This window comes from Ruegeria sp. HKCCD7628 (genome assembly GCF_057221005.1).
Map to the genome: position 1 here is coordinate 69,673 of NZ_JBWVBA010000013.1, position 23,323 is coordinate 92,995.

Below are 23,323 nucleotides of genomic sequence, written 5' to 3' on the forward strand. Positions count from 1 at the left end.
GATGCGCAAACCCTTACATTGTCATTTAGCAATGTATTCCCCCTCATACATTTGCTGAAGGGTCTGGATGAACAGTCCATTTACCTTAGGTACCGCTCCGGACCGTGTGACGATCTGCATAGGGCAAGAATAATCACGGCTGCTGTTGGGCAAGCGCCGCAACCGCCCCTGCTTTTCCCAACCCGAGGCCAGATGCAGCGGCAACAACCCGATATATGCCCCACTGAGGATCAGGATCAGCTGCGCTTCGATTTCTTGCGCAAAAAGGTCTCGGTCCGAGGAATGCTGGGTCTTTTGCCTTTGCTGGTTCCAATACCCGCGGTGGACCCAAGCCTGCTGGGCAATGGCATCATCACCAAGGGCGTGTTCCGGAACCCCAAACAACGGATGAGTGTCCGAACAATAGAGTGCGTGATGTTCGCGATACAGGTCGGTCAGGTTTAAGCCATTGCTTACATTGTCAAAACTACCAAATCCGATATGGTAGGTACCGTCCAGTACACCTTGCTGAATATCTTGCGGTTCGGAAATCACAAGGTCGATACGCACGGCCGGAGCAGCCTCGGTGAACTGTTTGATCGCCTGCGGCAGCTTGAATGCCTCATCGGTTGTGGTGGCGTCCACAACGGCCAGTTTTAGACGTCCAACCAGATTGCCCTTTAACTCGGCCAGATGGGTCGAATGCTGATCCAGCGAGTCCATTAGTGCCAGACCGATCTGATGCACCATCCGCCCTTTTTCAGTCAGCAGAAACCCGCGCCGCCCGCGCTGGCACAGACGCACGCCCAGACGTTCTTCAAGCGCCGTTATGTGGTTCGAGATCGTGGGCTGGCTGAGGCCCAGCTCGACCTGCGCCGCCGAGAAGCCCCGGTTCCGAACAACACTGTCGAAAACAGTCAAAAGATGAATGTCTGAACCCGTGATTTTCATCCTTGCATTGAGCCAGAGAAATGTATCGTTTTGCAACGCACTATTTGCAAAATCGGGCGCGCTGAATACGGTCGCGACCGCGGGCGCTGAAAATTTGATCGAACTGCGCCGGAACATAGGGACGTGTGCCATGAAGATCGCCGCATTTCAGATGCAAGCTGGAGGCAGCACCGAGGATCGGTTAGCCCAAATCGAACAGGCCCTGCACGATTCGGATGCCGATTTGCTGGTTGCGCCCGAACTGGCCATCACCGGATACGGGCGAGGTGCAGTTCTGCGCGATCTGGCGCAACCGAAAGATGGGCCATGGGTTCAACAGTTGACGCAGGCGGTGCGTGACAGCGGCATCAGCCTTGTCGCGGGTTTCCCCGAGGCCGATGGCGACGCCCGCTATATCAGCGCCTTGATCATCAACCGTGATGACCCTGATAGTCCGCTGATCTATCGCAAGAACTGTCTGTATGGCCCCTATGAAAAAGGTATCTTCCAGACGCCCGAGCGGTCCTTGGTGATGACCACAATGGCCGGTCTGCCCCTTGGTTTTCTGATCTGCTACGATATCGAATTTCCTGAAAACGTGCGTCGGTTGGCGCATGCCGGGGCGCAGGTGATCATTGTGCCAACAGCGATGGCCGAAGGCCCAGCCGGAGCGTTCATTGCGAAACAGGTTGTGCCGGTGCGCGCCTTTGAAAATCAGGTCTTTGTCGTCTACGCCAACCACGCAGGCTCTGACGAAAGCTATGCCTATCAGGGTATGTCCTCGATCGTGGCCCCGGACGGTCAGCAGTTGGGTTTTGCGGGGGAAGGCGGACAGGTGATCTCGGCTTCGATTGATCCAGATGCCTATGCCCAATCGCGCGACGAGAACCCCTATTTGTCAGACACCGTGACACTGAACCTAGCCCACCCCTAGTTGAAAGCCGCACGCATGACCGCTTCGCTTGCAATCGTGAATGCCGATCTGCGCACGATGGAGCCCGGTGGCCCTCGGCAGCAGGCGATATTCATGTCGGGGGATCGGGTCGCAGCGGTTGGATCAACGGAAGAGATCAAGGCATTATGTACCGTCGACACTCGGGTCCTCGACGCCGAGGGCGCAACGGTTCTGCCGGGCTTTGTCGAAAGCCATATGCATCTGTTTTTCGGCGCCTATTCCCTGAAGGTATTGCGGCTTGAGGCGATCACGGGCACTGCAGCCCTGACCCGCGCCATTCGGGAGTTTGCCGCACAAAACCCAGATGACAGCCTGCTTGTGGCACAGGGTCTGGCCTACGCGAGTTTTGACGGTCGCCAAAATCCGGACCGGCATATTCTTGACGCGATATGCCCCGATCGCCCGCTGTTGCTGCAAAGCGCTGATTTTCACAACGGCTGGGCAAATACCGCGGCGCTACAGGCTGCAGATGTGTTGCGGGGGCGCGATCTGGGACCGGGTTCGCATATTGAATTGGACCCGGACGGGATCGCCACTGGCACGCTGATTGAGCCTCCGGCCGTTGCCACGATACAGGCGCTTGGCCGCCATGGTGGGCGCGAGGTTCTGGGGCTGGAGGGGATCGAACCGGCCCAAGAAGTGACGCAAGCTCAGCGCGAGGCCGACAAGGTATTGATGCGCGAAGGGCTGCAATACTGCGCCCAGCACGGTATCACGACAATCATCAATATGGACGGCAACCTGTACCAGGCCAGTCTTCTGCAAGAAATCGAAGCCGAAGGCGATCTGTGTTGCCGGCTTGAGCTACCCTATCACTTCACGCCCGGCGAACCCGTCGAAAACATCGAGATTGCCGAGCAGATGCGGCGTAAGCTGAACAGCCCGATGCTGTGGTGCAACCGGGTCAAATTTTTCATGGACGGCACACTGGATGCGCACACCGGATACCGGGTGCGGGATTACCCCGATACACCTGGCCACAAAAGCGCACCGCTGCATGACCCGGCCCGATTTGCCGATCTGGCGGTGGAACTGGACAAGCGCGGGTTCCAGATCGCGGTTCATGCCATTGGGGATGGGGCCGTGCGCGCGGTGTTGGATGGTTATGAGGCCGCCCGCTCTGCCAACGGCCCACAGGGTAATCGGCACCGGGTGGAACATATCGAGTTGCTCGACCCTGCAGACCGGCACCGCTTTGCCGCGCTTGATGTGGTCGCCTCGTTCATGCCGCCGCATCCGCCGGGATGCGGGGATTTCCCGTTAGAGCCTCTGGCTTCGATCATCGGCAGGGACCAATGGCCTGACGCCTATGTGTGGCGGACGCTCAAAGAGGCGGGTGCGCGTGTCTGTTTCTCAAGCGATTGGCCGATTGCCGCCCTGCCACCTTTGACCGGGATCGACATCACCTTGACCCGGCAGGTCTGGGACGCCGATCAAAAGGACGAGCGACTGAGTTTTGAAGATACCCTAGCCGCCTATACCAGCGAAGGGGCCTATGCCTGCCGCCGCGATGATCAGTTCGGGCGCCTGGCCCCGGGCATGCTAGCCGATATCGTAGTTCTGGACCGGGTGCTGACGGATAACAACGCAGGCGACACCGCCGTTGAGGCTACGATCTGCAACGGGGTCGTGACCTACATGGCGAAAACTGAAAGCCTTACGCCGTCGACGCGTTCTTTCCATCCAACCACGCGCGAATGATTGCGCGGTGGCGATCCCGGTCATAGCTGGGGAAGTGACCCCCATGCACGGTTTCCACCGGCAAATCATACAAGCGCACCATCGAGCGGTAATAGTCCTGGGCATTGCTGTGATAGGTATCTTCGATCAACTCGCCATCATAGACAATATCGCCCGAGAACAAGATGCCCGTTGCAGCCTCCCACAAGGCAATTCCACCCGGCGAATGACCCGGCGTGTGGATCACCTCGAAATGCCTGTCCCCAAGATCGACGATATCGCCATCGTCCAACAGTCGCGTCGCCTGCGCACCGCTGACCGCATATGTGTCGGATCGGTAGGGCAATGGCGGCAGGCAGTCGAAAATCTCGTCCGTCACGTAGGGGTCGGCCAGCGTCGCCACGCGCGTCGGGTTGGCCAGAATATCGGCCTCGGCCCTGTGGACCGCGCGGTCCTCGAACTCATGATGACAGCCGATATGGTCGAAATGGGTGTGGCTTGCGACCGCCGTCAACGCACGTTCGGTCACCAGAGGCACCCATGTCCGCAGCGACACAACGCCCATGCCGCTGTCGACCAGCATATCGCGGTCGCGCCCACGCACATGCCACATGTTGCAGCGATAGAAAGGCGTGATGAAAGGCTCATCGATCAGGGTAATGTCTTCACCTTTGCGGGTGGTGCGGTACCAATCCTGCGGTTGCGCGCGCTGCATCAGGGGGTCTCCGGTTCGAACAGGCGAAAATTCTCGACATCTGCGGACAACGATACCACATCGCCCTGCGCCCAAGGGCGGTCAGGGGCCAGATAGGCCGTCAGGCTCAGGTCCGGGGCACAGGCCGGTGAAAGATGCGCCCGGCAATAGGTTCCGAAAAACGCCGCCGCAGTCACCGTGGCCATCCCCATCGGGAATGATCCTTGATCGTCGGCGCGGATATCCTCGGGGCGCAGGCAGATTGCGGCTTTGGTCGAGGCCGGGGCGTTCAGGGTTGGCAAAAGTCCAAACGGTGTTTCTAAACCCGCCCCGGATTTCACACCTGAAATGTGGTTATTTTCGCCCATGAAATCCGCCGTGAACAGGGTTGCCGGATAGCGGTAGACCCGGTCCGGGGTACCGTGATCTTCGATCCGGCCACGGCTCATGACCACGATCCGGTCGGCAATCGCCATGGCTTCCTCCTGATCATGAGTGACGTGGACAAAGGTTGTACCGATCTGTTGCTGAATGCTTTTCAACTCGTCCTGCATGGATCGCCGCAGCTTGAGGTCCAGCGCGCCCAACGGTTCGTCAAGCAGCAGAACGTCCGGGTTGACGGCCAGCGCCCGCGCTAGGGCGACGCGCTGTCGCTGCCCACCGGACAGGGCATGAGGACGTTTGAGCGCTGCATCCTTCAGGCCAACCAGATCCAGCATCTGTTCGGCGCGTGCGTGGCGGTCTTTCCGACCCATACCGCTCATACGCAGGCCAAAGCCAACATTGTCGCGCAAGGACATGTGCGGAAACAGGGCATAATCCTGAAACACCGTGGTCGTGGGACGTTTGACCGGCGCTACACGGGTCATGTCCTGACCGCCGATCAGCACGCGGCCCTGGGTAGGCTCAAGAAACCCCCCTAGGATCGACAAAAGAGTGGTCTTGCCGCAGCCGGACGGGCCCAGCAGAGTCACGTATTCACCGGCCTCGATCTGCAGGTCGATCCCGGACAGCGCCTGAAACTGACCAAACCAGTGATTGAGACCCGAAAACGTGACAGACGCGGTCATTGGCGGCCTTTCCGAAAGATGGTGAGTTCCAGCAGCAGCACAACCGCAACTGAAATCAAGAAGACAAAGCTGCCGATTGCGTTCAGTTGCGGCGACAGGCCCGACCTGAGCAGCGACCAGATTTCAACCGGCAAGGTGACGTCAAAGCGGGTCAGCAGGAAGGAGATAATAAACTCATCCCAGCTGAGCGTGACCGACAAGAAAAAGGCCGCCGCAATCGAGGGCAGCAACATCGGTACTGTCACCAACGCGATCACCTTGGGCTCGGACGCGCCCAGATCACGGGCGGCGCGTTCGGCGTTTTGCTGTTGTGCTCCCATCGAGGCATAGATGATGGCAAAGGCCAGCGGCAAGTTGATGACCACATGCCCGATGGCTGCGGTCCAAAGCGAAACGCCAAAGCCCGAGCGCGTAAGAACGATCAGCAGGCCCAGCCCAACGATCAGGTAGCTGACCGTCAGGGGGGCGATCAGCAGTCCTCGGATCAGGGCCGATCCTGGCAGAACGTGCCGTGCAAGCCCGTATGCCGCCAGAAATCCCAGCGCCACGGCAACCGCAGACGACCCGAACGCGACAAGGATCGAATTGCGCAGCGCTGCCATCAAATCCTCGTCCCCAAGAATGGTCTGATACCATTGCAGGGACGGCCCGTTGAACGGTGGCACAGGCAGCGATCCTTCCTGAAACGAGAACAGGACCAGCACGCCCACCGGAAGGTAGATAAATACAAACGCAGCGATCAGGTAGGCCCAGGGCAGAAAGCGCATCATAACCGGTCAAGCCTTAACCAGCGGGCAGACAGAAGATAGGCCAGCGCAACGATGCTCATCAAGACGATGGCCAGCGCCGAGGCCAACGGAAAATCCGCGCGCCGTCCCAGTTGCACCATGATAACCTGCGGCACGGTCAATTCGGTATTGCCGCCCAGAATCTGCGGCGTGACGTAGTCGCCGATACATAGGACAAACGTTAGGAATGCTCCGGTGACGATACCGGGCAGAGTCAACGGCAAGATCACGTGTCGGAAGGTTTGAAACGCGTTAGCGCCTAGGTCCATTGCCGCCCGGCGATAGTTCGGGGACAGCTGGATCAGGTTGGCATAGATCGTCAGAGTCAGAAGCATCACAAAGAAATGCACAAAGCCAGTCACCGTAGCAAAGCGCGTATTGGCCAGCGTGATCGGCTCGGCGATGGCTCCGATCCACATCAGGGTCTCGTTCACCACGCCCTCACGCGCCAGAACCAGCAACCATGCATAGGAGCGCACCACATAGGAGGTCCAGAACGGCAGGATTGCCAGCAGCAGGGCAAGACGCTGCCAGCGCGGTGACACACGAAAGGCAATGATCCAGGCCAGCGGATATGCCAGCACGACCGAGATCACCGTCACCGTCAGAGTGATTTCCAGCGAAACCAGGATCGCCCGCCATAGATATTTCTTTTCAAGCAGCTTGGCGTAGTTGGCCAGTGACAGATCCCAAACAAGCGTTCGCCCTTCAAGCGAAGCAAGGCTCATCGCGCCCATCACAACGAAAGGCACGATGAAAAAGGCGATGGTCCACAGCAGGGCCGGGGTTACAAAGCCCCAGCCGCCGACCTGGTCCTTGGACATGTTCACTGCTGCAGAGTTTCCAGCCACAGATCCTGCATTTCGATGTCCAGATCTGCATCCGGTGCAGGGTACAGCTGTGTCAACGCCAGATAGTCAGGCTGTTGATCCCAGCGCAGGATGTCTTTTTGTACGTCGGTCAGAACGTCTCCGGCCTTGGCATTTGCGGGCATTCCCCAAAAGCACGAAGACGTCGCCAGACGGGCCTGCCCTTCGGGGCTGGTGATGTACTTGATGAACTCAACCGCCAGATCGGGGTTACTGGCCCCCTCGACCACGCCGATGGATTGCGCCCAGCGAACCGCGCCCTCCTTGGGGATGGTCCATGTCAGTTCCGGCTGTTCCGAGGCGAGCACGGCCGTCAGCCACTCACCCCCACCCACAACGATATCTACTTCGCCTGTCGCCAGTGCCGTTTGCGCCGCAACCACCCCCGCGACCGAGGCAGCTCGGCTTCGCATGGTTGAAAGGACACCATCGATCTTTGCTAAATCTCCCGCGCCAATTGCGTCCGTTGCAATGCCCTCGGCAATGGCGGCCAGCCCCATCACGGGCAGGTAGTAGTCATAGATCGAAATCCGCCCGTCGTATTTCTCGGACCAGACAGTGCTCAGGCTTTCCATATCTGCGGGATCGACCTTGGCCGAGTTGTACGAGATCGTGTTGTAGCCAAATTTCTCGGTCACGGCATAGGTCACGCCGTCAACTGTGTTGTTTTCGGCCATGACAACTTCGGGGAAGTAATCCGCAGTCGAGACCGCGCCCTCGGGCAGCGGGGCCAGGACACCGGCCTCTACTGCGCGGAAAACATCGATCCCGTCGACCACAAGCACGTCCCAGTCGCCGGGCCTGGATTGCTCCAGCAGCGCAAGTGCCGCGCCCGTTCCCTCGTATTCCCGTAGATTGACCTTGACGTTGTGCTTCGCCTCAAACGGAGCGATCAGTTCGGGATCGGTATGGTCGCACCACACCAGAGCATTCAGTTCGCCTTCGGCCCAGGCCGTACCAGCCATCAGGGCCAGCGCCGACGCACCAAGGATTTTACGTCCAATTTGCATTCGTTTCATCTCCTGTTGATTTCGGTTTGCCCTGTTTTTTTCCGGGTCTGTCACAAAAAACTTGAACAGCCTCACCTTTGTAGTCAACTCTAAACTTAGATTTATGCCAAACGAGGTCGTTTTTCCAAATGGCAGGATTAAGAGAGCGGCAAAAGGCGGCGCGCGAGCGGCGCATCTTGGAAGCTGCGTCTGCGAAATTCCGGTCACACGGGTATCGGTCCGTGAAAATCGAAGATCTGGCTGAGATGGCCGAGGTCTCGGTCGGCACTGTTTACAACTACTATGAAACCAAAGGGGACATCCTGATCGCCACGGTCGCCATGGAGGTCGAAGAGGTCATCACAGCGGGCGCGCCGATCCTGGCGAATCCGCCTTTACGCGTGGAGGACGCGATCCTGGGTCTGATTTACCAGTATTACGACCACTCCCTCGAATATCTCTCGAAAGAGATGTGGCGTACGGCGATCGCGCACTCAATCGAGCACCCCAATACGCCAAGCGGTCGGCGCTATGCCGAGCAGGATCGCCGCCTCGCGGCACAAGTGACCGAGTTGATCGCCGCTCTGCAAGACCGGGGCCAAGTGCGCCAAAGCCTTGTTGCGTCGGACTTGGGTGCGCTGATCTTTAATGCCCTGAATCAGGCTTTCGTCGAGTTCGTCAAGAATGACGATATGACACTCGCGCAACTCAGAGATCAGATCGCGGCGCAAATCCTACCAATCGCTCATTTGATTGCGGTAAATTCAGATTAGACGGGCAATGCAATCCTGGCTCGCTTTTGATGAAGCTCGGCTCTGGTCACGTGCAAACCCAGAATATCCTGAAAACTCTTGTTGCCGGGTTCCAAACGTAGCAACATCACAGGCAAGTATTGCAATCGTATTGAGGGATATCACATGGCTGGCAAATTTGAGATTTACAAAGACAAGGCTGGAGAGTTCAGGTTTCGGCTGAAAGCCGGAAACGGTGAGATCATTCTGGCCAGCGAAGGCTATGTCCAGAAAGCAAGCGCTGAGAACGGTATTTCATCCGTCAAGACAAACGCACCAAGCGACGAAAGATTCGAACGCAAGGAAACCAAATCCGGTGGCCATATGTTCAATCTGAAAGCCAGCAATGGTCAGGTAATCGGTACAAGCGAAAGCTACACAACCACCTCTGCACGCGACAACGGTATCGAGTCCGTTAAACGAAATGCACCTGACGCACGGGTTGAGGATTTAACCTAAATCAACTGCGATCCGCAGACGTCGGCCGGGCTGGTTATTACCCCAACCAGCTAGCGAATTCCGTGCATAGATGACTAGAGCTTTCGGGAACGCCCGAGCAGGATACAAATGAGGGCTTCATCAAAATCCCGACCAACGCGTACAAATGACAAAGGCCGCAGCTACCTGCGGCCTTTCTTCTTGTTCTTCCAGAACGGCGGCACATCACCGGCCATGATGCAGCCGTAGGGGTCGATATAGTCCTCGATCTCGGCCAAATCATAGGACTTGATCTGCGCCACAACGCTGTCCGCGCTTTTATAGCTGGACGGCAGTTCCGAGGCATCCACACCGCCGGCATGGAAGCGAATATCCAGACCTTCGGTTTCCGCCTTCAACATCTCATCCGGCGTGACGGACCCCATCCGGCGCTTATGTTCGGAACGCGAGAAATTCCGCCCCGCCCCATGTGGGCTGAAGCCCAGACCGTGACCTGCATCCTTGCCGCGCACGACCAGCACCGGCTCGGACATGTTCAGCGGGATCAGGGTCAGCCCGGTCGCATCGGCGGCATAGTCACCCCACGCTGGGGTTGCGCCCTTGCCGTGATAGAACAGATCGCCCCGTTTGAAGACGAAGTTGTGTTCGTTCCAGTACCGGTCCCCGACATCGCCCACATGCGCGGCCTCAACCGTCGCTTGATGGATCGCGTTGTGGTTGGCTTTGGTCCATTTGCGGATCAGTTGCAGGGCATCCCAATAATCGCGCCCTTCCTGCGTGTCAGCCGGAATCCAGGCGTTTTGCTTGGGCGTACCCGGCGACAGCTCCTTGCGGAAACGATGCGCGACGGCCATGCCGTTCTTATACAGAACTGCCCCCGGCCCGCGCGAGCCGTGATGGGTCACAATCGCCGTCCGCCCGGTTTTGCGCGACCGGCCGACAAACAGGAAATGGTTCCCGTCGCCTTGCGTCCCCATATGCTCCTGCGCTATGCGCAGCGATTTCGGGTTGTCCAGAAACGGATTTTCACGGAACGCATCCAGCAGTTTCAGCGAGGTTGTGAAGCGCTTGCCCTGCGGCCGACCGCCCGGTCCGAAATGGGTCACTGACTGCGCCGCATCCAGCACGGCCTTTGGGTCAGCATTCCCCAGATCGGTGATCATGACCGAGCAGCAAATGTCGGCCGAATGCATCCCCGGGTGGATCGCATTGCGCGCCGCCGCGACGCCGCCAACCGGGATCGTGCCGATCGGACCGGCCGGACAGGCATCGGGCATAATCGCCCCGGCCTCAATCGTCGGGGTCCGCATCAGCGCGGTCATCGTTTCGCGGACTTTGTCGACATTGTCTTCCTCATCCGGGTCACTGGCGTCGATATTCTCGTGAAACTGCACCTCACCGGGCGCGCGCAGATCCATTGTTGGCGGGGTCGGAGGGATCTCGCCCTCCAGCTCCTGCCGGATGCGCACCAGACCGAAGCCTTCGGCCCGCATCTCATTCGCGCGCGCCAGCAGGGCGGGGAATTGCTTGCCCGGGCGATGTCCCCAGTCTTTCAGGTGTTCGCCCGTTACGGGATCAAATGTGTTTTCCATCATCATATTCACTCAAATTCAGGCCCCGGCGACAAGTGGGGAAGAAACAGTTCGGGAGGCCCGCCCCGCATCTGAATGGGCAGATGCGTTTGCCGTCTGGGCGCCGGCACGGAGGGGAGTTGAACCCGCTCGACCTGTCCCTGTTGAGCCATGTAGTTCCTTCGGCATTCGCCGGGGGTGTCCTTTCGTTTTGGGTCTCGACGACAAGAGTTTGGTGAAACGCCCTGCTCTACCCGACTGAGCTACCGTCCGTCCCCCGTGGGGCTCGGACGAGCGGGATTCGAACCCGCGACCTGGAGAGTCGAAATCTGTAGTTCCACCGGCATTCGCCGAGATACGTCCTTTTGCTCGGGTCAGACAGACAAGGGGTGGTGAGACAGCGCCCGCAACGGGCGCGGATCAGTAACAGCGATGTAGTCCCACCGGCATTCTGCCTGATGTTGTTCTGATGGCCGGGGCGGCGCACCGCCCGAGCCTTGTTTATACGTCGATCTTTTCGATCTCAGCGACCCAATGATCCGGGCCAGCTTGACCGCTGGCAAAAGCCGCGATCTGGTCAAACACCGCATCCGAGAACCCGCCGAAATTCAACACATCGGCACGCGTCTGCGCTTGAGTGGTCCCGTATGGGGCGATGTCGATGCAGACCAGCTTGGCCTTCGGGTTGCGACGCTTGATCACCTCCCATTCCTTCAACATCGCTGTGCCTTGTCCACCGTTCCGGGCATCCACCCAGGATTGGTTATCGGACACGAACACCACCAGATCCGGTGCGCTACCGCGCTTATTCAGCCAGACCAGCGGCGCGGAACAGTTCGTCCCACCTCCGGCCAGTGCGGCCAGACGCTCGGCATTGGTCAGGATCGTGTCGCGCGGCTCCAGACGCTCATCACGCACGTCGAAATCGAACGGCAACACCTGACACCCGCGGTTCACCCGTTGGAAGGACGCCGCCACCAGCGCCGCCACATCCACATGCCGCACAACCGAGGTTGCCCCCGGACGATACCCAGTCACGGACCACGTCATCGATCCCGACACGTCCGGGCACACAACCACCTGCCCCGCAACCTGCGGCACATTCTGCGCGGCGATCTCCATCGCGTCATGCAGCGCGTCCACGATCGGGCGCGGCATATCCGGCACCACGTTTTGCGCGGCCACCATCAACTGGTACGGAAAGGCCCGTGCCTTGGCGATGGCTTTTGGGTCGCGCAGCAAAGCAGCCACGTGATCCACATTGCGGGACACGTCGAAAACGCCGTGACGCTGGAATGTGTTCAGGTTCTGACGCACCATCTGCCACGAGCCCTTGCGCGCAATCCGCGCCCATTGGACCTGTGTCAGTTCCAGTTGCGTCAGCATCTGGAACGGCAGGTCCGGCACTGGACCTTTGCCGGTTTCCCGAAACGCGATCCAATCCCTCAGGGCCTGCGGCAGCCGTGCCAGATTGCACGGCCGCCCGACGATCCAGGCAAACAGCGCCTCCCGCTCGGCTGATGCCGGTTTCGGGTGCACCATCTTGATCACGTCCGCCAAAGACGGGTCATTCCCGATATTGGCATTCAGCAGCGCCCGGTCAGACGCTGTGTTCAACCAGGTCTGCACCATCGCTTTCGGTGCCGACCCCAGAGACTTACGCCCCGTTTGACCCGACCGGATAACTTGCACGAACGTGCGCAGCATCTTGCCGTTATCGACCACACGAGCGAAAGCTGCCCGAAACAGAACCGGATCACGCCGGGCCAGAACAGCCAGCAAGACAGCGGGCATGTCCTTCATATATCCCGATTGACGGGCATAGATCGCAGCTTGCGCCAGGTACTTTGCCTCAACGGTTTCAGCCACATCCAGAACGTATTCCAGTTCTTCTTGCGGCGACTGATAAAACATGCCGCCGAAAGTCCCGGTCACGGCGACCTGTGCCAGAGCATGGGCCTCGGAATACGCATAAGCCGGAGCGCCATGAGCGTTCACTGCAATTGCCTTTGGCAGCAACCGGCCCTTCAACGATGCAAACACGGATTTGTTCGCCATTTCCTTATCCTCATTGGTTTGTGAGGATGTTTTGGCACGGAACGGCTCGCGACAAGAAAAGAAACTAAAAAACGTGGTATCTTGTTGTTTTTAATTGATATTCCTGACTATTGATGAAATTCGCAACCAGAGATACGATAAAACAGGATAGTAAGATATAAATTTAGATAGACCATGAAAAACGTTGTCATTGGATTCCTAGGAACGCAGCTGGACATGGGCAAGAAGCGGCGCTGGAAACCGACGCCCAGCTTGACCATCCATGACCACTTCAACGTCGATCGGCTTGAATTGCTGCACGACCACAAGTTCAATCGCCTCGCCCATCAGGTAAAACGCGAGATCGAAGAGCTGTCACCCCAAACCGAAGTTCTGTTGCATCGTATGGACCTGGCTGATCCTTGGGATTTTCAGGAGGTCTACGGCAAGCTTTTCGACTTTGCCCGCGCCTATGGGTTCGACGAAGATCGCGAGCAGTATCACGTCCATCTGACCACCGGCACCCACGTGGCACAAATCTGTTGGTTTTTGCTTTCTGAAAGTCGCCACATCCCCGCGCGACTGATCCAGACCGGGCCACCCGGACCGGATGACGCCATTCCTAAGTTCGACATCATTGACCTTGACCTCAGCAGGTACAACGCCCTGCAGCAGCGCTTCGACCAATTGTCCCGCGAGTACAGCGACCAATTGAAGGGCGGAATTGAAACGCGCAATCCGCGATATAACGCACTGATTGACCGGATAGAGCTGATCGCCAGCAACTCGAACGAACCCATCCTGTTGCTAGGAGAAACAGGTACTGGAAAAACAGAATTGGCCCAGCGAATTTACAACCTCAAATTGGATCGGCGGCGGGTCAAGGGCCGGATGGTTCACGTCAATTGCGCCACATTGAATGGCCCCGATGCAATGGCAACACTGTTTGGGCAGCGGCGCAGTTTTACGGGTCAGGCAGGAACAGAACGCAGCGGGCTATTGCGTGAATCGGATGGGGGTGTACTGTTTCTGGATGAGATTGACGAACTCGGATGGAACGAACAATCCATCCTGTTGCATGCAATTGAAACGGGGCGGTTCTATCCCTTGGGCTCGGACCACGAGGTGTCCACCCGGTTTCAGATCATAGCAGGTGCAAGTCGAGATCTGCGAGTTTTATCCGCCGAAGGCGCTTTTCGCTCTGACCTGCTCGCCCGTCTGAATATGTGGAGCTTCACGTTGCCTGCGCTGCGCGACCGCCGCGAAGATGTCGAGGCCAATCTTGCTTTCGAACTGGGGCGGGCTGAACGGTCAATGGGTACTCAGGTCGGCTTCAATGTCGACGCACGCGACGCTTTCGTCCGGTTCGCCACCAACCCCGCGACTCCGTGGCCGGGAAACTTCCGCGATTTTAGCAGTTCAGTGAAACGGTTGTGCACCCTAGCGCCCAGAGGGCGCATAACGCGTTCCATGGTGACCGAGGAAATCCGGACCCTACAATCTGACTGGCGCGCCTCGGCGCAGGATGCCGAGTTTGCATTGGTCAGAGATCTTTTGGGGCCGGCGGTCGACGATATCGATCCGTTCGATCTGGCCCAACTGGCCAAGGTAATTCAAACATGCCGCAATTCGCCTAGCCTCAGCGCGGCAGGTCGCACACTATTTGCCGTATCCCGTCAAAAGAGGACAACCCAAAACGACGCAGATCGTTTACGCAAATACCTTCAAAAGTTCGGTTTGGAATGGGACGCATTATCGGCGTGAAAGACAGACGTGCCCGTGACTCTTTTGTTCGTGAATGTCCTGCCTGCAAACACTGCCGAACTATAGCCCAATAGACGCCAAGCCTGCCGTGGCGCATTTAACATCGTCAGGTCCGGCCGCCCCCGACACACCGATTGCACCTATCAACTCGCCATCTTCGCGGATCGGCAAGCCACCGTCCCAAGCACATAGACCCGGACGGTTGACCATGCCAAGGTTCAATTCGGCGCTGGACAGCATCCGCTTGGCGAATTCGGTTGTGGGTTTCCCCAACACAGCTGTTCGGGCCTTATCCATTGCGAAAGCCATAACGGCTGCGGGGGTTTTGTCCATGCGGCCCGCCGCGATCATATCCCCGTTCAGGTCGACCACGATCGCAGCGACATTCCACCCATTTTCATCGGCAAACGCCAAGGCCGTTTGGACAGCCTTATTTGCCGCCATCTGAGAAATTACGTGCCTAGGGATCGAAACAACCATATCGCCTCCACCTACAGGTCAAAAATCAGATCATTGGTGCCCGATTGCACTATTTGATCGTGTTGATTGAACACATTGAACTGAAACGTGACGATGCCACGGCTTTGCGATGACGTCAGGCGTTTCGCGGTTACAGTCAACTCGGCTCTGATCTCATCTCCGGCAAAGACAGGCTGTTCAAAACGCCAGTTCCACCCAAGCGACGCCAGACCTGCCGGCTTCGCATCCGATTGAAACTTGAGCCCATCGACAACCGACAGCACCAACAGCCCATGAGCAACGCGGGCCTTATACCCCAGCCCGCGCGCCAGGTCGTCGTCGATGTGCAAGGCGTATTTGTCTCCGGTCAGGTCAGCAAAGGACGATATCAAGTCCGTCGTGATCGTCGCAGAACCGGTTTTCATCACGTCGCCGACCTTTAGGTCGTTATACCCGTATTGCCCCGCTGAAAGCCGTTTGGTCATTGCGGAACGGGCGCGTCCTCGCGCAACAACCCTTTGGCTTTCAGATCCGCCCAGAAGGCAGCCGGAATGTCGTGGCTGAACCAGTTGAGATTCTGGTCCAGTTGTTCGACCGTCCGGGTGCCTGCCATAAAGGTGGGAACTGCCGGGTGCGCTACAACAAATTGCAATGCAGCGGCGGGCAATGGCACATCGTAGTCTGCACAGACCGCCTCGATCTTACGAACTTTTTCCATAATCTCGGCCGGGGCTGGAGCGTAGTTATATTTGGCCCCGTCTTTGGCGCCCGTTGCCAGAATGCCCGAGTTGAAACCACCGCCTACAACCACGGCCGCACCCCGTTCTTCACACAAAGGCAAGAACTTATCCAATGCATCCTGTTCTAGCAGCGTGTAGCGCCCGGCCAACAGAAAACAGTCAAAGTCTCGCTGCTCGAGTGCGGCGTGGCAGACCTCCCATTCATTCACCCCAACGCCAATGGCTTTGACGACACCCTGATCGCGCAAAGATTCCAGTGCTTTCCAAGCCCCATCCATCGCCTGTCTGAACACTTCAGGCTGTTCGTCGCCGCGGGTAAAAACGTCGATATCGTGGATGAAGCAAATATCCATCCGCTCCAGCGCCATGCGCTGCAGGCTGTCCTCGAAGGATCGCATAACACCGTCATAAGTATAATCGAAATGCATCGTGAATGGGGCCGCATTGGTCCACGGTTCAAAATTGATATCACTGCGTTTGGCCGGTTTCAGTACGCGGCCAACTTTAGATGACAACACATAATCGTCCCGGTTCTTCCAGCGCAGGCTTTGGCCTGTTCGCAATTCCGAAAGCCCGTGGCCATACATCGGCGCGGTGTCGAAATACAGAACGCCTTTGTCCCACGAATGCTGGATCATCGCATCCGAGGTCTCTTCGTCGATCTCACGAAAAATGTTCCCGATGGGCGCGGTACCAAAGCCAAATGCGGTAACCTCCAGATCGACGCGGCCAAATTTGTTTTTTGTGTTCGGATTCATGCAAGCCTCCCTAAAGCAAGCCTACGCCCGCCCAACTGCACTTCAAATAAGTAACTGTTTGGTTATTTACCGCAATCGACTGACGCGATCAACCCACTTGACGCAGCAAGGGTGCAACGCATATTAGTAACTGATTAGTTACATTATGGGGCGCAACTATGTTTCTCACGGAAACCCACATTCAGGTCCGGGACATGACCCGCCAGTTTGCCGACAATGTGATCCGACCACTGGCCGAAGAGCTGGATCGGGATTCCCGCTTTCCAGCCGAAATCTACGACCAAATGGCCGAACTGGGTCTGTTTGGAATCTGCGTTCCAGAAGAAATGGGCGGACCCGGCTTTGACACGATCACCTACGCGCTGGTGATGGAAGAGCTTTCGCGCGGCTATGCGTCCATTGCGGATCAGTGTGGATTGCTGGAGCTGGTCACCACCTTGCTGGTGCGCCACGGCACCGCGGACCAACAAGGTAAGTGGTTGGCTGACCTGCTGGCTGCCAAATTGCGCCCCGCTTACTGTATCACGGAACCCGAGGCTGGCACGGATGTGTCCGGCATCCGAACAACCGCCTTGCGCAATGGGGACAGCTGGGTTCTGAACGGCGGTAAAATCTGGATTCACAACGCGCCCGTGGCTGATATGGGCTTTGTCCTTGCGAGAACGGATCCCGAAGCCGGTCATCGCGGCATGTCGATCTTTGTCGTCGACCTTCACGCAGCAGGTGTGACGCGCGGACCGAAAGAGATCAAGATGGGCCAGCGCGCCAGTCAGGTTGGCCCCCTGTCCTTTGACGATGTCCGACTACCCGCCGACGCATTGCTGGGCACTGAGGGGCGCGGGTTCCACATGATGATGAGCGTGCTGGACAAGGGTCGCGTCGGCATAGCTGCGTTGGCCGTTGGGATTGGTCAGGCCGGCTTGGAGGCCGCCACTGATTATGCCCAACAGCGCAAGCAATTCGGCAAGCAAATTGCGGACTTCCAGGGCGTTCAATGGCTGTTGGCCGATATTGCCAAAGACGTCGAAGCGGCCCGGCTGCTGGTACATTCAGCCGCTTACAAGATCGACGCCGGGCTGGATGCGACCAAGGCGTGCTCGATGGCCAAGTGTTTTGCTGGGGATATGGCCGTGCAACGATCGTCGGACGCGGTGCAGGTTTTTGGCGGATCAGGTTATATCCGGGGGTTCGAAGTCGAGCGCCTTTACCGGGACGCCAAGATCACGCAGATTTACGAAGGCACAAATCAAATTCAGCGTATGATCATCGCACGAGAGCTATTGGCGAAAGGGGCCGCAGCATGACACCTCAGGCCGCACTTGTGACCGGGTCGTCCCGTGGGATCGGTTTGGCCGCTGCGGTTGCACTGGCGCAGGAGGGGTTCTCGATCGCCCTGAACGGCCCCGTGGCGGATGACGAACTTGCAGCTGCCGCAGAAACAATTCGCGCCATGGGCGTACCGGTCGTCACGGCACCTTTCGACGTGTCCGATATCGCCGTACACGATAGCAAGCTGGCGGAAATCGAGGCAGAAATCGGCCCGCTTACGACCTTGGTGAACAATGCAGGCGTTGGCGTTATGCAACGCGGTGATCTTCTTGAAGTGACCCAAGAAAGCTATGATCGCTGCATGGCTGTGAATACCAAAGCGATGTTCTTTCTGTCGCAAGCCTTCGCCAAGCGGCTGCTAAGCCGTACGCGTGACGCCGACGCGTTCCACAGCATCGTTAATGTCACCTCATCCAACGCCGTGGCGGTGGCGGCCCCGCGTGCGGAATACTGCGCCTCGAAAGCAGCCGCTGCGATGATCTCGAAAACCTTTGCAGTGCGGTTGGGCCAAGAGAATATCGCGGTCTATGACGTGCAGCCCGGACTGATCTCGACCGACATGACCGCACCGGTGATCGAGATGTATGATCAGCGCGCCAAAGATGGCCTGACCCTGTTTCCCCGCGTCGGCCAGCCCGAAGATATGGGGCGCATCATAGCCTCGTTGGCAAGCGGCAAGCTTCCCTACACAACCGGACAGGCGATCTCGGCGGATGCCGGTATGCTGGTCCCTCGGTTCTAAGGTGTTTCGATGAAAATTCAGCTTCCCGATACAACCGGCGCTTTGCAGGACTATCACCTGACAGGCACACCGGTTGCGCCCTCGAAACTGACGCCGAATTCCGCACGGGTGCTGTATTCTGCGGCGCATGTGGTCGCAGACCCGTTCGGCGACCACGACCCTACGGGTCCAGCCCATGTGGACTGGGAAAAGACGTTGGAGTTCAGACGGTATCTTGCAGATATGGGGATGGGCATTGCCGAAGCGATGGATACCGCCCAACGCGGCATGGGTCTGGACTGGACAGGCGCATTGGAACTGATCCGGCGCACCAAAGAGGAACTGCCGGATGCCCTGGTCGGGAATGGGTGCGGCACCGACCACCTTGATCCTGCAGATGCCAAGACGTTGGACGACGTGCGCCGCGCCTACCTGCAGCAGGTCGAAGCCATCCAAAAGATCGGCGGTCGCATTATCCTGATGGCCTCGCGTGCGCTGGCCAGGGTTGCTAGGGGTCCAGAGGACTATATCTCGGTCTACAGCGATGTTCTGGCCGCCTGTGACCAACCGGTCATCCTGCACTGGTTGGGAGAGATGTTTGATCCACAACTGACCGGGTACTGGGGTTCCGACGCGTTTGAAGATGCGATGAACACTGCTTTGACCGTTATCAGCGCAAATGCAGACAAGGTGGACGGGATCAAAATCTCGCTGCTAGACGCTGAAAAAGAGGTCATCATGCGTCGCCGCCTTCCCGCTGGCGTTCGAATGTATACCGGCGACGATTTCAATTACCCCGAACTGATCGAAGGTGATGATCAAGGGTATTCTCATGCCTTGCTTGGAATCTTCGATCCACTTGCCCCAGCGGCCGCCTATGCGGTCAGCAAACTGAGCGAAGGTGACGCGTCAACCTTTCGCGCCACGCTGGACCCCACTGTGCCGCTCGCGCGCCATATCTTTCGGGCACCCACACAATGTTATAAAACAGGCGTAGTATTCCTGGCCTGGCTGAACGGGTTTCAGGATCACTTCATCATGCTGAATGGGGCGCAGGCAACGCGGTCTCTGCCCTATTTTACTGACTGCTTTAGAATGGCTGACGAATGCGGTTTGCTGCGCGATCCCGATCTGGCGGTCGAACGGATGCGCCACATGCTGAAACTCTACGGGGTCTGATCCAGATGCGCGATTTCTCGCAGGATCATTCTGCACTCGCGCTGAATACCGCGACGCTGGGCCATAATCTGGACGGGTTTGGTGCGGGATGGTCACCCGAGCAGATCATCGACGCCTGTGCCGCGCGTGGGTATGGAGGGATCACCTTCTGGCGGCGAGAACTGGACGGACGCGAGGCCGAGATCGGCGACAAGGTCCGCGCTGCCAGGCTGCAAGTGGTTGGCCTATGCCGAACGCCGTTCCTGACCGGACCACTGGCGCTGCCCTCGGACCAGCAGATCATGGATGACTTTTACCTCTCTATCGACCAAGCAGCAGGGCTTGGCACGGATGTCCTGACCATTGTCACCGGCGGACCAGAGCCTGGCACCAAGGGCGTTCTGGACAGCCAGAAAATCCTGGCGGACCGCGTCGCACGGGCCGCAGCTTATGCGGCCGACCGCGGCGTAAACCTGGCGCTCGAGCCGCTGAACCCCGCCACCGCGGGCAACCGCACTTGCCTGATGACAGCAGCCGATGCTTTGAATGTCTGCGATACGATAGGCGCGCCGAATGTGGGCATTGCCGTCGACGTTTATCATGTCTGGTGGGACACCACGCTGGCCGATACATTGGCGCGACGCGCGAACGGGCGCATTCTGGGCTATCACCTGTGTGACTGGCTGGCCGATACCACGGATATCCTGCTGGATCGCGGCATGATGGGCGACGGTGTCGCGGATCTTCGGGCCCTGCGCTCCGCTGTAGAGCATGCAGGCTACAAGGGGCTGTGCGAAGTCGAGATCTTCTCGGCCGACAACTGGTGGAAACGCGACCCAAACGAGGTATTGGACGTGATCGTGGACCGGTTCCGTACCTGTTGCTGAGCTTGGTTCAGCTGCGCCTTCTATACCTCGATATCACACACGAATACACCGTCAGGGCCATTGACTGTTTTGCCAACGATCCGGCCTCCGACTTCCTGATGCGCAGGGTCGACCAGATAAACATCGCGCACGGACTCGTCGCGGAAGTCAAACCAGAACATGTCATTGAAGCCCCGCACCAGATCGGTCTCGACCGACACATTGCTTCGGCTTTGGAAGTCCAAAATGCCCTCGATATGACCAGAAAGACCGGCCAAATCCCGATAGAGCGTGGCCTTTTCTTCGTCGGACACGTCGTCCTTAAAGCGCAGGTGAACAAGGTGACGTATCATATTTAGGCCCTCATGATTTGATGCTTACCAGAAATCAGGTTTTTTGCGATCCTTGAACGCGGCCAAACCGGTTTTCAACTCGGGTTGGACGGCAGCGATCCGACCTGCCAGCGCTTCGAAAACACGCTCACGTTCCTCGCCCTCAGCGGCGTTGATCAGCATTTTGGCAAGCTCTGTAGCCACCGGCCCACGATGGCGCATCCGGTTGGCCAGCTCATCCGCAGCGGCAAGGCCCTGCCCTTTTTCGACGACCTGATCCACAATCCCCGCAGTCAACGCATCATGGGCCGAGAACTGCTCGCCGAAAAGCGCCATGCGCCGGACAAGCTGGGCACCGAACCGCCGGACCGCCCGCTGAGTGCCAGACCAGCCGGGAATGATCCCCAGCGCCGGTTCAGGCTGTCCGATCCGAATGTGATCCTCGGCAATGCGGTAATCGGCGCACGCCGCAAGTTCCAGACCACCGCCCAAAACATGCCCGTTCAGCACCGCAATCACAGGCTGTCGCAGCCGCGTCAGGGCATCCAGCGCCTGATGCCCATCGCGGAGCCAATGGCGGCCGAATGCGTCTGCCGATTGGCTGGACCACGCGTCGATATCACCCCCTGCGCAAAACGCCTTTCCCGCACCGGTCAGGATCACAACATGCGCGTCCTGGGTGTGTTCGATCTGACGGCACAGCGCCATGAGCGCATCCATCATCGCCTCATCCATGGCGTTCAGGCGCTCGGGGCGGTTAAGGGTCAACCGCGCGATGCCGTCCCGAATATCCAGAAGGAAATGCTCCATTAGCCCGCCGCGAGTTGCAGCCCCATCAGGGCCGGGTCAAACAGGGCCGCGTCCATCCGGACAAGGTCATCTGAAACTAACAAGGGTGTCGCCGCCTGATCCAGAATATCGCGTTGCAGGTCCAGCCCGGGCGCGATCTCGGTCACCATGAGGCCCTTTTCGGTCAGCTTGATCACGCAGCGCTCGGTCACGTATGTCACGTCCTGCCCCTGCATCTGTGCCCGCTTACCTGAAAATGAGATTTGATCGACCTCATCCACAAACTTGGCCACTTTCCCCTCTTTCAGAATTTTCAGCTGACCATCCTCAATGGCCATCTTGGCTCCTGCGTTGAAGTTGCCAGAAAAAACGATCTTGCGCGCCCGCGCTGTGATATCCACGAACCCTCCTGCTCCGGCAGTCCGGTGCGGAATGGCTGACAGACGCGAGACGTTGACCGAGCCGTGTTTGTCCACCTCGAGGAAGGACAGAAGCGAGGCATCAAACCCGCCCGCCTGGAAATAACAGAACTGATGTGGCGACGGCACGAAGGCCTCTGCATTGGCGGAACAGCCAAATTTGAAATCCAACAATGGTACCCCGCCAACCGCGCCTTGCTCGATCATCCACGTGACCGAGCCATGCAAACCCTCTTCGACCAGAATACGCGGAACGTTGGCCGAGATGCCGAACCCGATATTTACAGCCCAACCATCCTTCAACTCTTTCGCCACACGGCGCGCTATGACTTTCCCGACGTTGAAGTCGGCCGTTCGAAAGCTTTCGATCGGGCGGGTCAATTCGCCCGAAATTGCCGGGTCATATTCCGTAGCCGTGGTCTGTAACTGGTCGGGCGCTTCGACAATCGCGTCGATCAAAATACCGGGTACGTGCACGTCATGTGGTCGGATACTTCCTGCCGCCGCGATGCGTTTGGCCTGAGCAATCACCACGCCACCGTTGTTGCGCGCCGCCAGGGCCATCTCCATCGCGCCCAGATAGGCCCCCTCGTGTTCGAAACTCAGGTTACCTTTTTCATCGGCTGTGGTTGCTCGAATAATCGCCACATTCGGCGCCATTGATTTGAAATACAGCCAATCTTCGCCTTCGAACTCCATCCGTTTCACGATGGGCTCGGCACGGGCAGCGGCGTTCATTGCGCAGCCTTCGATCTCGGGGTCGACAAAGGTTTCCATACCAACTTTGGTCAGGACACCCGGACGTTTGGCGGCAGCCTCGCGCAGCATGTCAAAGATAATACCCGACGGTACGTTATACGCGCGCACCTGTTCGCCCGTGATCATCTGCCAGACAAGCGGCGGTTCAGCATTGCTCGGCCCCGATGGGTAAGAACCGCCAATGATCCGACTTAGCAGACCCGGTTTGGCGATATGATCTACCCCCTTCGTGCCAAAAAAGTCACCTGCAGCTATGGGATGAATGGTCGTCAGATTTGTTGGCGCACCCTCTTCATCAAAGCGCTCGCCAAGGCCTTTCAGAACTGCATCCGGACAACACAAACCACTTGAAGAATTCACCGCGACCGTCGCACCATCGGGTACAAGATTTGCCGCTTCGCGTGCCGTCATCTGCTTGCTCATGCGATCCTCACGAAA

23 protein-coding genes are annotated in these 23,323 nt (G+C 58.1%); 9 read left to right on the forward strand and 14 right to left on the reverse strand.

Annotated features, from left to right (window positions below):
* Positions 1 to 21: 21 nt before the first annotated feature.
* Entirely contained in the window at positions 22 to 1,062 is a 1,041-nt protein-coding gene (locus AC2TAD_RS19735) for a LysR family transcriptional regulator (protein WP_480869845.1), read from the reverse strand.
* Between AC2TAD_RS19735 and AC2TAD_RS19740 the strand changes: the two genes are divergently transcribed.
* Complete coding sequence (locus AC2TAD_RS19740) at positions 1,061 to 1,843, forward strand: carbon-nitrogen hydrolase family protein (RefSeq protein ID WP_480869847.1); 783 nt, start codon at positions 1,061 to 1,063, stop codon at positions 1,841 to 1,843. The genes AC2TAD_RS19735 and AC2TAD_RS19740 overlap by 2 nt on opposite strands.
* A 15-nt stretch (positions 1,844 to 1,858) precedes the next feature.
* Positions 1,859 to 3,565, forward strand: coding sequence for an amidohydrolase (locus AC2TAD_RS19745; RefSeq protein ID WP_480869849.1), 1,707 nt, complete (start codon positions 1,859 to 1,861; stop codon positions 3,563 to 3,565).
* Here the strand turns inward: AC2TAD_RS19745 and AC2TAD_RS19750 are convergent.
* From AC2TAD_RS19750 to AC2TAD_RS19770, 5 genes are read right to left on the reverse strand one after another with little or no spacing between them, the layout of a single operon-like run.
* Positions 3,522 to 4,259, reverse strand: a complete 738-nt coding sequence (locus AC2TAD_RS19750; protein ID WP_480869851.1) for an MBL fold metallo-hydrolase — start codon at positions 4,257 to 4,259, stop codon at positions 3,522 to 3,524. The genes AC2TAD_RS19745 and AC2TAD_RS19750 overlap by 44 nt on opposite strands.
* Complete coding sequence (locus AC2TAD_RS19755; RefSeq protein ID WP_480869853.1) at positions 4,259 to 5,308, reverse strand: ABC transporter ATP-binding protein; 1,050 nt, start codon at positions 5,306 to 5,308, stop codon at positions 4,259 to 4,261. The genes AC2TAD_RS19750 and AC2TAD_RS19755 overlap by 1 nt, the downstream gene beginning before the upstream one ends.
* Complete coding sequence (locus tag AC2TAD_RS19760; RefSeq protein WP_480869855.1) at positions 5,305 to 6,078, reverse strand: ABC transporter permease; 774 nt, start codon at positions 6,076 to 6,078, stop codon at positions 5,305 to 5,307. Before AC2TAD_RS19760 ends, AC2TAD_RS19755 begins: the two co-directional genes overlap by 4 nt.
* Positions 6,075 to 6,920 (reverse strand): ABC transporter permease, encoded by an 846-nt coding sequence (locus AC2TAD_RS19765; RefSeq protein WP_480869857.1) that lies wholly within the window; start codon positions 6,918 to 6,920, stop codon positions 6,075 to 6,077. The genes AC2TAD_RS19760 and AC2TAD_RS19765 overlap by 4 nt, the downstream gene beginning before the upstream one ends.
* Positions 6,921 to 6,922: 2 nt before the next feature.
* Positions 6,923 to 7,975: an extracellular solute-binding protein gene (locus AC2TAD_RS19770; RefSeq protein WP_170755822.1), complete on the reverse strand. Its 1,053-nt coding sequence runs from the start codon at positions 7,973 to 7,975 to the stop codon at positions 6,923 to 6,925.
* A 128-nt stretch (positions 7,976 to 8,103) separates the two neighbouring features.
* On the opposite strand from AC2TAD_RS19770, the gene AC2TAD_RS19775 reads away from it, so the two are divergent.
* Together AC2TAD_RS19775 and AC2TAD_RS19780 are read left to right on the forward strand one after the other, a co-directional pair.
* Positions 8,104 to 8,727, forward strand: a complete 624-nt coding sequence (locus tag AC2TAD_RS19775) for a TetR/AcrR family transcriptional regulator (RefSeq protein WP_170356351.1) — start codon at positions 8,104 to 8,106, stop codon at positions 8,725 to 8,727.
* Positions 8,728 to 8,871: 144 nt separating this feature from the next.
* Positions 8,872 to 9,204, forward strand: coding sequence for a YegP family protein (locus AC2TAD_RS19780; RefSeq protein WP_170356350.1), 333 nt, complete (start codon positions 8,872 to 8,874; stop codon positions 9,202 to 9,204).
* Between the two features lie 161 nt (positions 9,205 to 9,365).
* On the opposite strand, the gene AC2TAD_RS19785 is transcribed toward AC2TAD_RS19780, so the two are convergent.
* Together AC2TAD_RS19785 and AC2TAD_RS19790 are read right to left on the reverse strand one after the other, a co-directional pair.
* Positions 9,366 to 10,775: an RtcB family protein gene (locus AC2TAD_RS19785; protein ID WP_480869860.1), complete on the reverse strand. Its 1,410-nt coding sequence runs from the start codon at positions 10,773 to 10,775 to the stop codon at positions 9,366 to 9,368.
* A gap of 480 nt (positions 10,776 to 11,255) precedes the next feature.
* Entirely contained in the window at positions 11,256 to 12,812 is a 1,557-nt protein-coding gene (locus tag AC2TAD_RS19790; RefSeq protein ID WP_480869862.1) for a vWA domain-containing protein, read from the reverse strand.
* Between the two features lie 174 nt (positions 12,813 to 12,986).
* On the opposite strand from AC2TAD_RS19790, the gene rtcR reads away from it, so the two are divergent.
* The gene (rtcR, locus tag AC2TAD_RS19795; protein WP_480869864.1) at positions 12,987 to 14,555 is read left to right on the forward strand and encodes an RNA repair transcriptional activator RtcR; all 1,569 of its coding nucleotides are present in this window, start codon (positions 12,987 to 12,989) and stop codon (positions 14,553 to 14,555) included.
* A 60-nt stretch (positions 14,556 to 14,615) separates the two neighbouring features.
* Here rtcR and AC2TAD_RS19800 read toward each other — a convergent pair whose 3' ends face one another.
* Genes AC2TAD_RS19800 through AC2TAD_RS19810 form a run of 3 tightly spaced genes read right to left on the reverse strand, consistent with a single transcriptional unit; the run spans position 14,616 to position 16,512 of the window.
* Entirely contained in the window at positions 14,616 to 15,035 is a 420-nt protein-coding gene (locus AC2TAD_RS19800) for a GlcG/HbpS family heme-binding protein (RefSeq protein ID WP_170755817.1), read from the reverse strand.
* A gap of 11 nt (positions 15,036 to 15,046) precedes the next feature.
* Positions 15,047 to 15,499: a MaoC family dehydratase gene (locus AC2TAD_RS19805; RefSeq protein ID WP_170755816.1), complete on the reverse strand. Its 453-nt coding sequence runs from the start codon at positions 15,497 to 15,499 to the stop codon at positions 15,047 to 15,049.
* On the reverse strand, positions 15,496 to 16,512 hold the full coding sequence (locus tag AC2TAD_RS19810) for an aldo/keto reductase (RefSeq protein ID WP_480869865.1): 1,017 nt from the start codon (positions 16,510 to 16,512) through the stop codon (positions 15,496 to 15,498). Before AC2TAD_RS19810 ends, AC2TAD_RS19805 begins: the two co-directional genes overlap by 4 nt.
* Before the next feature lie 158 nt (positions 16,513 to 16,670).
* On the opposite strand from AC2TAD_RS19810, the gene AC2TAD_RS19815 reads away from it, so the two are divergent.
* From AC2TAD_RS19815 to AC2TAD_RS19830, 4 genes are read left to right on the forward strand one after another with little or no spacing between them, the layout of a single operon-like run.
* Positions 16,671 to 17,816: an acyl-CoA dehydrogenase family protein gene (locus AC2TAD_RS19815; RefSeq protein ID WP_480869867.1), complete on the forward strand. Its 1,146-nt coding sequence runs from the start codon at positions 16,671 to 16,673 to the stop codon at positions 17,814 to 17,816.
* On the forward strand, positions 17,813 to 18,583 hold the full coding sequence (locus tag AC2TAD_RS19820; RefSeq protein WP_480869869.1) for a 3-ketoacyl-ACP reductase: 771 nt from the start codon (positions 17,813 to 17,815) through the stop codon (positions 18,581 to 18,583). The genes AC2TAD_RS19815 and AC2TAD_RS19820 overlap by 4 nt, the downstream gene beginning before the upstream one ends.
* 9 nt (positions 18,584 to 18,592) lie before the next feature.
* Positions 18,593 to 19,741 carry a dihydrodipicolinate synthase family protein gene (locus AC2TAD_RS19825; protein WP_480869871.1) on the forward strand — a complete coding sequence of 383 codons (1,149 nt, stop codon included), beginning with the start codon at positions 18,593 to 18,595 and terminating at the stop codon, positions 19,739 to 19,741.
* A 5-nt stretch (positions 19,742 to 19,746) separates the two neighbouring features.
* A complete protein-coding gene (locus AC2TAD_RS19830; RefSeq protein ID WP_480869873.1) occupies positions 19,747 to 20,607 on the forward strand; it encodes a sugar phosphate isomerase/epimerase family protein in 861 nt (286 codons plus the stop codon).
* A 20-nt stretch (positions 20,608 to 20,627) separates the two neighbouring features.
* On the opposite strand, the gene AC2TAD_RS19835 is transcribed toward AC2TAD_RS19830, so the two are convergent.
* The 3 genes from AC2TAD_RS19835 to AC2TAD_RS19845 are packed head-to-tail and all read right to left on the reverse strand — an operon-like array spanning position 20,628 to position 23,308.
* Positions 20,628 to 20,939, reverse strand: a complete 312-nt coding sequence (locus tag AC2TAD_RS19835) for a Dabb family protein (protein WP_480869875.1) — start codon at positions 20,937 to 20,939, stop codon at positions 20,628 to 20,630.
* A gap of 24 nt (positions 20,940 to 20,963) precedes the next feature.
* On the reverse strand, positions 20,964 to 21,728 hold the full coding sequence (locus AC2TAD_RS19840) for an enoyl-CoA hydratase/isomerase family protein (RefSeq protein WP_480869877.1): 765 nt from the start codon (positions 21,726 to 21,728) through the stop codon (positions 20,964 to 20,966).
* Complete coding sequence (locus tag AC2TAD_RS19845) at positions 21,728 to 23,308, reverse strand: acyl CoA:acetate/3-ketoacid CoA transferase (RefSeq protein ID WP_480869879.1); 1,581 nt, start codon at positions 23,306 to 23,308, stop codon at positions 21,728 to 21,730. Before AC2TAD_RS19845 ends, AC2TAD_RS19840 begins: the two co-directional genes overlap by 1 nt.
* Positions 23,309 to 23,323 lie beyond the last annotated feature (15 nt).

Coding starts and splice junctions, on each gene's coding strand:
- AC2TAD_RS19790 (WP_480869862.1), bottom strand. CDS start 12,812: ATGGCGAACAAATCCGTGTTTGCATCGTTGAAGGGCCGGTTGCTGCCA.
- AC2TAD_RS19805 (WP_170755816.1), bottom strand. CDS start 15,499: ATGACCAAACGGCTTTCAGCGGGGCAATACGGGTATAACGACCTAAAG.
- AC2TAD_RS19770 (WP_170755822.1), bottom strand. CDS start 7,975: ATGCAAATTGGACGTAAAATCCTTGGTGCGTCGGCGCTGGCCCTGATG.
- AC2TAD_RS19750 (WP_480869851.1), bottom strand. CDS start 4,259: ATGCAGCGCGCGCAACCGCAGGATTGGTACCGCACCACCCGCAAAGGT.
- AC2TAD_RS19820 (WP_480869869.1), top strand. CDS start 17,813: ATGACACCTCAGGCCGCACTTGTGACCGGGTCGTCCCGTGGGATCGGT.
- AC2TAD_RS19815 (WP_480869867.1), top strand. CDS start 16,671: ATGTTTCTCACGGAAACCCACATTCAGGTCCGGGACATGACCCGCCAG.
- AC2TAD_RS19830 (WP_480869873.1), top strand. CDS start 19,747: ATGCGCGATTTCTCGCAGGATCATTCTGCACTCGCGCTGAATACCGCG.
- AC2TAD_RS19780 (WP_170356350.1), top strand. CDS start 8,872: ATGGCTGGCAAATTTGAGATTTACAAAGACAAGGCTGGAGAGTTCAGG.
- AC2TAD_RS19755 (WP_480869853.1), bottom strand. CDS start 5,308: ATGACCGCGTCTGTCACGTTTTCGGGTCTCAATCACTGGTTTGGTCAG.
- AC2TAD_RS19765 (WP_480869857.1), bottom strand. CDS start 6,920: ATGTCCAAGGACCAGGTCGGCGGCTGGGGCTTTGTAACCCCGGCCCTG.
- AC2TAD_RS19760 (WP_480869855.1), bottom strand. CDS start 6,078: ATGATGCGCTTTCTGCCCTGGGCCTACCTGATCGCTGCGTTTGTATTT.
- AC2TAD_RS19800 (WP_170755817.1), bottom strand. CDS start 15,035: ATGGTTGTTTCGATCCCTAGGCACGTAATTTCTCAGATGGCGGCAAAT.
- AC2TAD_RS19775 (WP_170356351.1), top strand. CDS start 8,104: ATGGCAGGATTAAGAGAGCGGCAAAAGGCGGCGCGCGAGCGGCGCATC.
- AC2TAD_RS19785 (WP_480869860.1), bottom strand. CDS start 10,775: ATGGAAAACACATTTGATCCCGTAACGGGCGAACACCTGAAAGACTGG.
- AC2TAD_RS19845 (WP_480869879.1), bottom strand. CDS start 23,308: ATGAGCAAGCAGATGACGGCACGCGAAGCGGCAAATCTTGTACCCGAT.
- AC2TAD_RS19735 (WP_480869845.1), bottom strand. CDS start 1,062: ATGGCACACGTCCCTATGTTCCGGCGCAGTTCGATCAAATTTTCAGCG.
- rtcR (WP_480869864.1), top strand. CDS start 12,987: ATGAAAAACGTTGTCATTGGATTCCTAGGAACGCAGCTGGACATGGGC.
- AC2TAD_RS19740 (WP_480869847.1), top strand. CDS start 1,061: ATGAAGATCGCCGCATTTCAGATGCAAGCTGGAGGCAGCACCGAGGAT.
- AC2TAD_RS19810 (WP_480869865.1), bottom strand. CDS start 16,512: ATGAATCCGAACACAAAAAACAAATTTGGCCGCGTCGATCTGGAGGTT.
- AC2TAD_RS19840 (WP_480869877.1), bottom strand. CDS start 21,728: ATGGAGCATTTCCTTCTGGATATTCGGGACGGCATCGCGCGGTTGACC.
- AC2TAD_RS19835 (WP_480869875.1), bottom strand. CDS start 20,939: ATGATACGTCACCTTGTTCACCTGCGCTTTAAGGACGACGTGTCCGAC.
- AC2TAD_RS19825 (WP_480869871.1), top strand. CDS start 18,593: ATGAAAATTCAGCTTCCCGATACAACCGGCGCTTTGCAGGACTATCAC.
- AC2TAD_RS19745 (WP_480869849.1), top strand. CDS start 1,859: ATGACCGCTTCGCTTGCAATCGTGAATGCCGATCTGCGCACGATGGAG.